Genomic DNA, 12816 nt, shown 5'->3' with positions numbered 1-12816 from the left:
AGGTTTAACGGTATTGGTTGACCTGCACGCGCTGACCGTTGCCGGCCTGGATCACCGAGCTGGAAAGCCCGCTGCCGGCCTGCTCGATGCTGGCGCTGTTGCTGTTGCCGTATTGCTCGATCTGCGCGCGGTTGTTGCTGCCGCTCTGGCTGATCGAGGCGCTGTTGCCGTAGCCCTGCTGGCTGATCGAGGCCATCAGGTCGTTGCCTTGTTGCAGGATGTACGCCTCCTGCGCGCCACCTTGCTGGACGATGCGCCCGAGCAGCGCCTGGCCGTCCTGGCCAATCGCTGCGCGGTTGCTCTGGCCGTTCTGCTCGACCAGCGCCTGCTGGCCGCTTGAAGGCGCCAGTGGCTGCATCGACAGCTCCCCCAGGTCGCTGCCCATGGCCAGGTCAGCGTTGTCCATCAGGTCGTCGGCCAGGGCGCCCTGAGCGCTCAGGCTCAGGCACAGCAGCAAGGTGGTCAGGCGCGCCATGGTCGTTCTCCTGTGGTTACTGCACGGTGACCGGCACAGTGCGCACGGTGCCCAGGCTGGTGGTGACGGTTGCCGTCGGTGCCGGTGTGCTCGGCGCGACGCTGTTGGTGACGCTCAGCCGCCAGCGTCCGGTCAGCGGTACCGGGGTGGTGCCCAGGCTGACCAGGCCGGTCGGGGTGCTGACCTGCACGGTGACGGCGTTGAGCAGGATCGCCGAGGTGGTGCCGGAGATGTCCCAGGTAAAGCGACCGCCAGCCCGCGCCGTGACCGTTGCGGCGGTGACGGTGAAGTTCTCTGCCGGTGGCCGTGGCGACACCTGCACCGTGACCGTGGCCGGTGCCGACAGGGCACCTGCGCTGTCGCGGGCGATGTAGGTGAAGGTGGTGCTGAACGCGGCCAGGATCACTGCCGGTGGGGTGTAGGTGACCTGGTTGCCGTCGCTGCTGACCGTGCCGCGGCCCAGCGCCGGCTGGGTAACGCTGGCGACCGTCAGCGGTACGTTGCCATCCGGATCGCTGTCGTTGCCCAGCACGTTGATCGGCAAGGCCACGCCGAGGGTGCTGGCGGTGTCGTTGACAGCCAGCGGCGGCTGGTTGGCGGCGACATTGACAGTAACGTTAGTGACGGGTGATTTCAGCCCTTTGCTGTCCTGGGCACGGTAAGTGAAGGTGGCCACCAGCGGCGCATTGACCACCGCCGGTGGGGTATAGGTGACGGCCGTGGTGCCGTTGAGCACTACCGTGCCCTGGCCGCTGGCCGGCTGGGTGAGGTCGCTGATGCTCAGCGGCACGTTTTCGTCAGGGTCGCTGTCGTTGGCCAGCAAGTTCAGGCTCAGCGGCACGCCAACGCGGGTGCTGCCGACGTCGGCCTGGGCCACTGGCGGCTGGTTGGCGGCGTCGACCGGGGCATTGCCGATTACCACCACCGGCTCGCTGTCGCTGCCGCCGGCGGCGGATTTCACCGTCACGATCGCAGGCGGCTGGGGCAGGTCGTTGACCGTCAGGGTCTGCAGGGTGCCGGACTTCGACAACCGCCCGTAACCCTGGGCGACCAGGTCGGGCACCTGCACTTCATCGCTGGAGCTGGCCTCGATGCGCAGGCGCTTGTTGGCCCAGTCATAGCGGGCGGTGGTGACCTTGACTACGTCGCTGAGCTTGCTCGACAGCGCGGTGGGGCGGGTGGCGCCGGTCGGGTCGCTGGCGGTGATGACGATGACTGGCGGCGGTGCGGCGCTGCTCAGGTGCTGGGCGAAGAACAGGCCATTGTTGTCGGCCAGCAGGTTGAACTGGCAGGGCGAGGGCGGGGTGCCCGGCACCAGCGCAAGGGTCTCGCGCATGCACAGCGTGGCGTTGTTCGGCGCCTTGGCGAACACCTCGACGCGGGTGCCGTCCGAGGTGCGCCGGTAGCTGGCCCGCTGCAGTTCGGCAGGGGTTTGCTTGCGTGGGTCGAGGACCTTGCCTGAGACCGTGAACAGGTTGGTCTGGATGGTCCCGGCCGGGCCCTGGATGCGCACGAAGTTGGTGTTGTTGGGGCTGCCGGTGACCGCTTCGGTGATGTTCGGGTCGCCGACGTAGGTTTCGCTGGCGCCGGTGTCCGGGTTGATCTCGGTGTAGGGGCCGCCGACGCCGCGCAGGAACGGCCCGATCGCGCCGTTGAGCACGCCGCTGAAGTTGCCCGGGGCGCCGATGCCGATGTCGCGGGTAATGTTGATGGCGCGGCGCCCGGCGGTGGTGACGTTGACCGTCTCGACCCCGTACGGGTGGGTGATCACGTAAGTGCCGGTGCGCGGCACCGAGGCGCGGATACGGATACGGGCGAAGCTTTGCTGGTCGCCGTCCACCGGGTTTTCGGCGGCAAACGCCGCCTCGATACCGGCGACATAGACTTCCAGCTCGTAACCGCTGTTGCCCACTTCAGGGATTTCGGTCTCGGCCAGAAACCAGAACATCTCCGGCGGCCAGTTGTCGGGGAACACCAGCGGCAGGGCGTCGTCGTACACCCCGGGCTCCGGCAGCAAGGTACACATGTAGGCCGGCGGCACCGAAACCGCTACCCGCGAGCTTGCCGCCCGCGACTGGCACAGCTCCAGCGACAGGTTGCCGTGGTCCTGGTACCACATCGGGTAACGCCCGGTGGCCAGGGTGTAGGGGCCGGGATCGACCGCCTTGAGGCCGGCCCAGGCAGTGCCGGCCAGCGAGAGGGAAAGCCCGGCTGCGCAGAGCGCCAGGCGTGGCCAGTTGTTCATGCTGCCTCCTGCTACGGGACGTGGCGTAAGAGTGTTCATGGCACGAGCACCACTTCTTCGCTGTCGCTACCGCCGTTGGTGCTGGTCACCGTGACCTTGGCGGGCGGAATCGGCGACAGGCCGGTGGTGAGGGTCTTGACCGCGCCATTGCCGCTCAGGGTGCCGATCGTGGCGCCGTTGCCGGTGCGGGCGCTGAGCACTGGCGGGCTGGTTTCGTCGCTGGTGCTGGCAACCAGGGTCAGTTGCCCGGAGGCCAGGCTGTACTCGGCGCGCTCGATCACCACCAGGTCGGTCAGCGCCAGGGTCAGGGTGGTAGGGGTACTGGTGGAGATCGCCAGGCTGTTGTCGGCGGTCACCTGCAGGTTCAGCGGCAGCGACGGGTTGAGCACCGACTGGGCGTACCAGGCGCCAGTGGTGTTGGCCTCGCTGAGGTTGAGGTTGGGGGTCTGGCTGACCAGGGTGGCGGTCGCCGGTGGCGGCGGGGCCTGTACGAACAGGTCCTGCTGGGCGCGCAGGTCGCCGTTTTCGCTGTGCCGCGAATAGGTGCTGCGCTGGGCGATCACCGGGGTCGGGCGGGCGACGGTGGAGAGCTTGCCCGAGACCGAGAACAGTTCGGTCCGCAAATCCAGGCCGTTGGGGCCCTCGATGCGCACGAAGTTGGTGTTGAACGGGCTGCCGGTCACCGCTTCCTGCAGGTTCGGGTCGCCGATGAAGCGTTCGCTGGCGCCAGTGGCCGGGTTGGTTTCGCTGTAGGGGCCACCGGCACCGCGCAGGAACGGGCCGACATCGCCCTTGAGCGCGCCGGTGTAGGTTTTCGGCGCGCCGATGCCGATGTCGCGGGTCATGTTGATTGCCCGCCGCCCGGCCGCCGGTACATCGAACACTTCGACGCCGTAGGGGTGGGTGACGATGTAGGTGCCTGGCGTGGGCACGTCGACGCGGATACGCACCCGGGCAAAGCTGACCTGGTCACCGTCGACCACGTCTTCGGCAGCGAAGGCGGCCTCGATGGCGGTGCCGTAGGTCAGGTCGATGCCGCTGGCGGCGTCGGTGATGGCGGCATCGGCGGTGAACCAGAAGGTTTCGTCGGGGTAGTTGCTCGGGAAGCTGATCGGCCGGGTGTCGTCGAACACCCCGGGGGCGGGGTTGAGCACGCACATGTACGACGGCGCCCCGGGTGCACCGGGCACCCGCGAACTGACCGCCTTGGACAGGCACAGGTCGAGCACCCGGCCATGGGTGTCCTGGTACCAGGCAGCAAAGCCGCCGGTAGCGGGCAGGTAAGGGCCGGGGTCTACTTCGAACAGGGCGGCCTGGGCCGGTGCCTGGATAATGCTCGCCAGGATCAGCAGAGCCAGTGGGTGGGGCGTTGGACGGTGCATGAGTCTTCCCTCTTGCAATCGGGCCCATGGACTTGGGTCGTCTGCACAGGCATCGGCAACATCCGTACCAATTTATTCTCAAGACCCTGCAGGCCTTGCTGCACAAGGCCTGGCGTGCGGTTACAGGGTGTCGGCAGAGCCACTCGACTCGGGGCGCTGGCCCCAGGGTTGGGGGCAAGTGGGGCAAGCGGGCGGGGGAATTGCGCGGGCTGGGCTATAACCTAAGGAGCGTTCATTCGGGAGTCAGTGATGAGCAGCCAGCCACGCCTCGATTCGTCGTCCCTGCAGCTCGCAAGCCCGGCCCCGGCCGCCGCGCGCAAGCCGTTCAACCTGCTGCGCTGGTACGCCTTCGTCAGCCTGGCGATCATCCTTTCAGTGGCCGTGGGCCTGGGCTTGATCTCCAGCCGCTTCGTGATCAACGAAAGCGTCGAGCGCGACGCCTTGCTCACCGCCCAGTTCATCCAGGCCATCGCCCTGGCCGAAGTGCGCCACGTGTCGATCCCCAACGTGCGGACCATGGGCGAATTGCTCGACCCGCGCCTGGACCAGGCCTTCCCGGATGTCGACCCCGAGGCCCGGCGCAGCGCCCGGGGCGAGTTCCTCGACCATATCGCCCACCTGCCCGACGTGTTGCTGGCCAATATCTACGCCCCGGACCGCATGGTCATCTGGTCGAGCAACCCGGCGCTGGTGGGCAAGATGATCGACGCCGATGACGACCTTGACCATGCCTTCGACCAGAAGATGCGCGTCTCGGCCAGCTACCACGACGTCGACCAGGCGCGCAGCGAGCAGAAGTTCATTACCCCGCCCGAGCAGTTGTTCATCGAGAACTACATCCCGCTGTTCGATGCCGAGGGCGGCAACGTCACTGCCATGGTCGAGATCTACAAGGAGCCCCGCGACCTGATTTTGCGTATCGAACGCGGCCTGTTGCTGATCTGGCTGGCCACGGCGATCGGCGCGGGGCTTGTGTACATCGGCCTGTACGGCATCATGCGCCGCGCCGCCCGGCAGTTGGCGGTGCAGCAAAAGCGCCTGATCAACAACGAAACCTATGTGGCCCTGGGCGAGATGTCGTCGGCGGTGGCCCACAGCCTGCGCAACCCCCTGGCGAGCATTCGCTCCAGCGCCGAACTTGCCCAGGAGATCGAAGAGGGGCCGGCGCAGAAGAACATCGGCGACATCATCAGCCAGGTCGACCGCATGTCCCACTGGGTGCGCGAGCTGTTGCAGTCGCTGCGGCCCTTGAACGATACCCCGGAGCCGGTAGACCTGCTGCGGGTGCTGCAGGACAGCCTGCAAGGCTTTGCCCCGCAACTACTGCGCCAGGGCGTGCGCCTGCAGATGGGCGAGTTGCCCCAGGTTCAGGTGCTGTGCCAGCCGGTACTGCTCGGGCAGATCTTCAACAGCCTGATCGCCAACGCCCTGGAGGCCATGCCCGAAGGCGGTGAGCTGCGTGTCGAGCGGCGCCGGCACACGCGCCAGGGCCTGACCCTGCAGTTGTGCGACAGCGGCAAGGGCATGACCGAGGAGCAGCAACGCATGGCCTTCAAGCCGTTCTTCAGCACCAAGCAAGGCGGACTGGGGGTTGGCCTGGTGCTGGTGCGGCGGATCATGGAGCGCTTTGGCGGAACGGTGAAGCTCAGTAGCGAGGAGGGGCAGGGTACGTGTGTGTTGCTGACGTTCAGGGTGGTGGGGAAGTAACGGATAAAGAACTTTAATAAATACTAATAACTATATGAATTTAAACACATTGCTGTTTTTTAGCTCCCGCAGGGTAAAGACCCAGAACTGGGGGTGGTTTTCCAGCATCACTCTTCGTAAATAATATTAGGTAGTAGGAATAACCTATTGATAATTAACGAATACACATCCTGATACAGATGTGGCCAGGTAATTGCAAAACGACATTACCGGTCCCTGAATCTGGGTGAAGATGATGAAAACCCCAACCCCCACGCCTCTTGTCCTGAGCATCGCCCTGGCCATTGCCTTAATGGCTGATGCCAACGCCAGCCGCCTGGATGATGTCGAGCCGCCAGAGCCTGGCGACCCCTCGGCCTTCAGCGATCCACCCGCCGACAGCGCCGCAGCGTTGAACAACCTGCTGTCGCTGCCCGAGGCCAATCTCGGCGCCTTCGACCTGCCCGAGGGCGAGGGCGACCGCACCACCCCGCGCCAGGAGAACGAGCGCCCGCCAGCGCTGCAAACCAGCTTCAACTACCCCACCAATGGCGCCCCCAGCCCGATGTTCGGCGCCCAGCCGTTCAGCCAGCAACTGCTGCTGTTCGAAGAATTCGGCCCGACCCGCCTCGACCCGACCACCCCCGCCGGGCTGCTGGTGTTCCCGGCGCCCAGCACCGGCCCGGCGCCGCAGCAAGACCCGCTCAACGTCGCGCGCAGTGCGCCGTCCGGGCCGTTGCTCGATGCCTTTCTCAAGCAGCCGGGCCTGACCCCGTTCCCCGGCCAGTTTGCCAACGTTGTCGACCGCAACCCCTGGCAGCAGCAGATCGAGCTGTTCCTCAACCGCCACATCGGCTCTGCCGCCGAAGGCCGGCCACCAGGAAAGGGCTGGTCGCACCAGCGCTGGAACGAGTTCTACCCCCAGGCCGCCTACAAAACCGCGCAAGCCGGGGCGCGGATCAACAGCGGCCTGCGTGACGCCATGCAGATGCACCACTACAGCGTCGGCGAGTTCGGCCCCGGCGGCCTTTACTACAACACCGCCGGCCAGGCCAACACCCTGGGCACCACCAAGGGCGTCGATACCCGCTTCCACCCCAACATGCCGCTGCAGGATCACAAGTCGCTATGGACCTTCGACGGCACCTTGCCGGCCAAGCTGTTGATGGTGCGATACGGCCAGCCGCTGCTGATGCGCCATTACAACGCCTTGCCGATCGACCCCGCCGCCAACCACGGCTTTGGCCTGCACACCATCAGCACCCATGAACACAACGGCCACGCCCCGGCCGAAAGCGACGGCTACGCCAACGCGTTCTTCTTCCCGGGCCAGTACTACGACTACCGCTGGCCGATCCAGCTGGCCGGCTACGACAGCATCAACACCCGCGCCGAAGACCCGCGCGCGGCGTTCCCCTGCACCCCGGGCGAAACCCTGTGGGTCAACGACGCCAACCCGGGGCTGAAAACCTGCGAGAACGGCAGTATCCGCATTCGCGGCGACTGGCGCGAAACCATGAGCACCCACTGGTTTCATGACCACATGCTCGATTTCACCGCGCAGAACGTCTACAAGGGCAACGCTGCGATGATGAACTACTACAGTGCCCTGGACCGCGGCAACGAGGCCTTCGACGATGGCGTCAACCTGCGCCTGCCCAGCGGCTCGGCGCTGTCGTGGGGCAATCGCGACTATGACCTCAACCTGCTGGTCGCCGACAAGGCCTGGGGCCAGAACGGCCAGCTGTGGTTCAACCCGTTCAACACCGACGGCTTTCTCGGCGACCAGATCCTGGTCAATTGGCAATACAAGCCATACCTCGACGTGCGCGCCCGCAGCTACCGCCTGCGCATCCTCAACGGTTCGGTGTCGCGCTACCTGAAACTGGCGCTAGTGCGTGAAATCAAGGGCAGCGGCGGCGAGTTCGCCGGGCCCAAGGGTTCGGGGCTTTCCTATGCGCGGGTGCCATTCCACATGATTGCCAACGACGGCAACATCATGGAGCACGCGGTGCCGTTCGACGGCAGCATGGACCTGGACGCCAACGGCGACAAACAGGACCACAACGCCATCCTGCCGACCCAGGGCATCGCCGAGCGCTTCGACATTGTCGTCAACTTCGCCAAGAACGGGATCAAGCCCGGCGACAAGCTGTTCCTGCTCAACCTCCAGGCCCACGACACCGGCAAGGGCCCCAAAGAGGCCATCGCCCTGGCCGACGTGCTGTCGGAGAAGTACCAGGCGGTGATCAAGCAGACCAGCAAGGGCCCGCAATGGGATAAAGGCGACCCCACCGTCAACAAGATCCTGCAGTTCAACGTCAAGCCCTACAGCGGCCAGGACCTGGCCATGGACCCGGCCGCCTACGAGCCGGCCAAACCCGGCAAGGCCGAGGGCAAGGTGATGATCCCGCTCAAGCTGCACCGCGACAACCCGGCAGACATCGCCCGCCTGGCCCAGGCCCGCCATCGCACCTTCATCTTCGGCCGCTCCGATGGCACCGACCAGGCGCCGTGGACGGTCAAGACCGACGGCGGCTTTGGCTATCACATGGACCCGCGCCGGCTCAACGCCGCGCCTCAGCTGGCCACTGGCCCCACCGACGCCGGCGCCAGCGGCTTCGGCACCCTGGAAATCTGGAAGATCCAGAACGGTGGCAACGGCTGGAGCCACCCGGTGCACGTGCACTTCGAGGAGGGCATCATCCTCAGCCGCGGCGGCAAGGCGCCGCCGGAATGGGAAAAGTGGGCGCGCAAGGACGTCTACCGGATCGGCAGCGAAGCCGACGGCCTGGACAACGTCGAGGTGGCGATCAACTTTCGCGAATTCGCCGGCACCTACATGGAGCACTGCCACAACACCCAGCACGAGGACAACTCGATGCTGCTGCGCTGGGACATCGAGCACCCCGGCCAGTTGCAGTTGATGCCAACGCCCTTGCCCAGCTGGGACGGGGTCAAGTACGTCAACTCGGCGGCGCTGCCGACCTGGCGCAACGGTGATGGCAAGGGCCCGCAGGTCAAGGTCGGCAAGTAGCCGGGGGAGGTTGCCATGGGCGTTATCGCACGTTGCCTGTTGCTCTGCTGGCTGTGCAGCAGCCTGCCGGGGCTGGCCGAGGAGGCCACGCCCTGGGGGGCGCAGTACTTCCCCAATACCGAGCTGATCGACCACAACGGTGAGCACCTGCGCTTTTTCGACGACCTGATCAAGGACAAGGTGGTGGTGATCAACTTCATCTTCACCGGTTGTGGCGATTCCTGCCCGCTGGAGACCGCGCGCCTGCGCCAGGTCCAGCAGCTGCTGGGCGAGCGGGTCGGGCGCGAGGTGTTCTTCTACTCGATCAGCATCGACCCGCTCAGCGATACCCCCGAGGTGCTCAAGGCCTACGCGGCAAAGTTCAAGGTGGCGCCCGGCTGGCGCTTTCTAACCGGCGACAAAGGCCAGATCGATGCCTTGCGCCGCAGCCTGGGCCTGTTTATCGAAGGCGTCGACAACGGCCGCAGTCGCGACCACAACCTCAGCCTGATCGTCGGCAACCAGGCCACCGGGCGCTGGATGAAGGCCTCACCCTTCGAAAACCCGTGGATTCTCGCCGACCAACTGGCCAACAGCCTGCAGAACTGGAAGCAACCCAGTAGCGAGCAGAGCTACGCCGATGCCCCGCAGATTCGCCCGCCGAGCAGCGGCGAAGAGCTGTTTCGCACCCGTTGCGCCGCTTGTCACAGCCTCGGCCCGGAAGATGGCCAGGCTACCGGCCTGCGCGCGGTCGGCCCGGACTTGCTCGGCGTTACCCGGCGCCGCGAGCAGCGCTGGCTGAGCCGCTGGATCCGCGAGCCGGATCGCATGCTCGCCGAGCAAGACCCGCAGGTCATGGCGCTGTACCGGCAATACAACGGCGTGGCCATGCCCAACCTGCGCCTGAACGAGGCCGATGCCCAGGCCTTGCTGGCGTTTCTCGAGCAGGAGGCCGAACGCCAACAGCCATAAAGGCAAAATACTATCACTGGCGCCGTGGCCATTAGTTTTGATGTGCCACGCCTGTGTGCACGCTGGGCTATAAGTTCTAAGAAAAGAAGCATCCACGGCAGGACCAGACCCGATGCAGATGCTCAACGGAAAACTGGCCGATGAGGGCCTCGACAGCCAGGCAGCCGACCGACCCTTGCGCCAGTTCAACCTGTTGCGCTGGTTCTCGTTGGTCAGCCTGTTGATCATCGCTTCGGTGGCGGGCGGGCTGGGCTATGTCTCGACCCGCTTTGTGGTCACCGACAGCGTCGAGCGCGATGCCATGCTCACCGCCCAGTTCATCCAGGCCATGGCCCAGGCCGAAGTGCGCCATTCGCGCATTCCGCCGGGCACCACCATGGGCGAGCTGCTCGACCCGCGCCTGGACCAGCACCACCCGGGGGTCAGCCCGACCCTGGCCGAGTCCACCCGGGTGGAGTTTCTCGACCATGTCGAACACCTGCCCGACATCTTGCTGGCCAACGTCTATGCCCTGGACCGGACCATCGTCTGGTCGACCAACCCGCAGCTGATCGGGGAGAAAATCGTCGGCGACGACGACCTGGATGAATCGTTCGCCTCGAAAGTGCCGGTCTCGGCCAGCTACCACAAGGCCAATGAAGACCGCGATGAACAAAAGTTCCAGCGCGCGCCGCAGTACCTGTTCATCGAGAACTACATCCCGATGTTCGACAGCGACGGGCAAAAGGTGCTGTCGATGGTCGAGGTGTACAAGGAACCCCAGGACCTGGTGCGGCGCATCCAGCGCGGCTACGTGCTGATCTGGGCCTCGACCCTGGTCGGTGGGGCGCTGATCTACTTCGGCCTGTTCTGGATCGTGCGCCGCGCCGCGAGCATGCTGCAGACCCAGCAAACCCAGCTGGTGGCCAGCGAAACCTTCGTCGCCCTTGGCGAAATGTCCTCGGCGGTGGCCCACAGCCTGCGCAACCCGCTGGCCAATATCCGCTCCAGCGCCGAACTTGCCCAGGACATCGCCAGTGCCCCGGCGCAGAAGAACATTGGCGACATCATCAGCCAGGTCGACCGCATGTCGCGCTGGGTGCGCGACTTGCTGGTGTCGCTGCGCCCGGTCAACGACGATGCCGAAGCGGTCGAGCTGGTGGCAGCGATCGACGACACCCGCCATGCCTACGCCCAGCAACTGGAGCGGCATAAGGTCCAGGTGCAGATCGACACGCCCGAGGCGGCCTGGGTGATCAGCCAGCCGGTGCTGCTGACGCAGATTCTCAACAGTCTGTTCGCTAATGCCCTCGAAGCCATGCCCACGGGCGGGCGCCTGAGCGTGGTGGTGCAGGCGCTGGAAGACGGCAAACAGCTGCAACTGACCTTGAGCGACACCGGCAAGGGCATGACCCAGCAGCAGGAGCGGATGGTCTTCAAGCCGTTTTTTACGACCAAACAGGGCGGCCTCGGGGTCGGCCTGGTACTGGTCAAGCGGATCATGGAACGTTTTGGTGGCTCGGTGAGCCTGGCCAGCCGCGAAGAGGAAGGAACCCGCGTGTGCCTGATCTTCAATATTGCAGCGGGAGGGGACCATGGAGCAGAGCATCCTGGTGGTTGAGGACGATCAAATCCTCGCCGAGAACATCCAGACCTACCTTGAGCGCAAAGGCTTCGAGGTCACGGTTTGCCACAGCGCCGAAGAGGCCCTGGAGCAGCTGCCGCGCTGTCAGCCCGATGCGGTGCTGACCGACAACTCGCTGCCGGGCATGAACGGCCACGAGCTGCTCAAGGCCCTGGCCCAGCGCGCGCCGGAGCTCAAGGTGATCATGATGACCGGCTACGGCAACGTCGAAGACGCCGTGCTGGCGATGAAGGAGGGCGCCTTCCACTACCTGACCAAACCGGTGGTGCTGGCCGAGCTCAAACTGATGCTGGAGAAGGCCCTGGCTACCGAGCGCATGGAGCGTACCCTGTCGTTCTACCAGGAACGCGAGGCGCAAAAATCAGGTGGCCAGGCGCTGATAGGCGAATCACCGGCCATGCTCGGCCTCAAGCACACCATCCGCCAGTTGCTCGATGCCGAGCAGCGCATGGCCAGCGGCGACCTGCCGCCGGTGCTGGTAGAAGGCGAGACCGGTACCGGCAAGGAGCTGGTAGCCCGCGCCCTGCATTTTGACGGAGTGCGCAGCAAGGGGCCGTTTATCGAGTTCAACTGCGCATCGATCCCGGCCAACCTGCTGGAGGCTGAACTGTTCGGCCATGAGAAGGGCGCGTTTACCGATGCCAAGGATCGCCGGGTGGGCCTGGTCGAGGCGGCCGACGGCGGCACCTTGTTCCTCGACGAGATTGGCGAAATGGACCTGCTGCTGCAGGCCAAGCTGCTCAAGCTACTGGAAGACCGCACCATTCGCCGGATAGGCGCGGTGAAGGAGCGCAAGGTTGACCTGCGCATCATCAGCGCCACCAACTGCAACCTGGAGCAGATGGTCCAGCAGGGCAAGTTTCGCCGTGACCTGTTTTTTCGCCTGCGTATTATCTCGATCAAGGTGCCCAGGCTGTATGCCCGGGGTGAAGACATCCTGCTGCTGGCCCGGCATTTTCTTGCCCTGCACGGCAAACGCTATGGCAAGCCCAACCTGCGCTTTTGCGACGAGGCCGAGGAGTTGATGCTCAACTACAGCTGGCCGGGCAACGTGCGCGAGTTGCGCAACATGCTTGAACAGACGGTATTGCTGGCGCCCCAGGACCTGATCGCCCCGCACCAGCTCAACGTGTGCATGAGCCTGGTCGACGAGCCGCTGGAAATGCCGGCGCCTGCCGTGCATGAAGCGTTCGGCAATGCTGAGGCCATGGCCTCGGCGAGCTTGCCGGAAGTGGAGCGCGACATGGTGCGCAAGATGCTCGACCGCACCGACTGGAACGTCACCAAATCGGCGCGGCTGCTGGGCCTGAGCCGGGACATGTTGCGCTACCGGATCGAAAAGCTCGGCCTGACCCGGCCGGACAAGCGCCAGTGGTAGGCGTACATAATGCCAAACCTGTGGGAGCGGGCTGGACC

8 protein-coding genes are annotated in these 12816 nt (G+C 65.3%); 5 read left to right on the top strand and 3 right to left on the bottom strand.

Going from position 1 to position 12816, the window contains the following annotated elements; all coding sequences use genetic code 11:
• Nucleotides 1–4: 4 nt before the first annotated feature.
• From JYG36_RS15175 to JYG36_RS15165, 3 genes are read right to left on the bottom strand one after another with little or no spacing between them, the layout of a single operon-like run.
• Nucleotides 5–475, bottom strand: a complete 471-nt coding sequence (locus JYG36_RS15175) for a curlin (protein ID WP_045198721.1) — start codon at nucleotides 473–475, stop codon at nucleotides 5–7.
• A 16-nt stretch (nucleotides 476–491) separates the two neighbouring features.
• Entirely contained in the window at nucleotides 492–2720 is a 2229-nt protein-coding gene (locus JYG36_RS15170; protein ID WP_213601441.1) for an Ig-like domain-containing protein, read from the bottom strand.
• A gap of 35 nt (nucleotides 2721–2755) precedes the next feature.
• Complete coding sequence (locus JYG36_RS15165; protein WP_213601439.1) at nucleotides 2756–4102, bottom strand: hypothetical protein; 1347 nt, start codon at nucleotides 4100–4102, stop codon at nucleotides 2756–2758.
• 249 nt (nucleotides 4103–4351) lie between these two features.
• Here JYG36_RS15165 and JYG36_RS15160 point away from each other — a divergent pair, with 249 nt between their 5' ends.
• The 5 genes from JYG36_RS15160 (at nucleotide 4352) to JYG36_RS15140 (ending at nucleotide 12778) form a co-directional block, all read left to right on the top strand.
• Nucleotides 4352–5809: a sensor histidine kinase gene (locus JYG36_RS15160; RefSeq protein ID WP_213601437.1), complete on the top strand. Its 1458-nt coding sequence runs from the start codon at nucleotides 4352–4354 to the stop codon at nucleotides 5807–5809.
• Between the two features lie 235 nt (nucleotides 5810–6044).
• On the top strand, nucleotides 6045–8825 hold the full coding sequence (locus tag JYG36_RS15155; protein WP_249744354.1) for a multicopper oxidase domain-containing protein: 2781 nt from the start codon (nucleotides 6045–6047) through the stop codon (nucleotides 8823–8825).
• A 15-nt stretch (nucleotides 8826–8840) separates the two neighbouring features.
• Nucleotides 8841–9776, top strand: coding sequence for an SCO family protein (locus tag JYG36_RS15150; protein ID WP_093383339.1), 936 nt, complete (start codon nucleotides 8841–8843; stop codon nucleotides 9774–9776).
• Nucleotides 9777–9888: 112 nt separating this feature from the next.
• Nucleotides 9889–11376 (top strand): sensor histidine kinase, encoded by a 1488-nt coding sequence (locus JYG36_RS15145; RefSeq protein WP_213601433.1) that lies wholly within the window; start codon nucleotides 9889–9891, stop codon nucleotides 11374–11376.
• Complete coding sequence (locus JYG36_RS15140; RefSeq protein WP_093383333.1) at nucleotides 11351–12778, top strand: sigma-54-dependent transcriptional regulator; 1428 nt, start codon at nucleotides 11351–11353, stop codon at nucleotides 12776–12778. The genes JYG36_RS15145 and JYG36_RS15140 overlap by 26 nt, the downstream gene beginning before the upstream one ends.
• Nucleotides 12779–12816 lie beyond the last annotated feature (38 nt).

The organism is Pseudomonas sp. SORT22 (assembly GCF_018417635.1).
Taxonomy (GTDB): Bacteria; Pseudomonadota; Gammaproteobacteria; order Pseudomonadales; family Pseudomonadaceae; genus Aquipseudomonas.
Note: the sequence above shows the minus strand (reverse complement) of the source record. Positions and strands in the feature narration are given on the sequence as shown.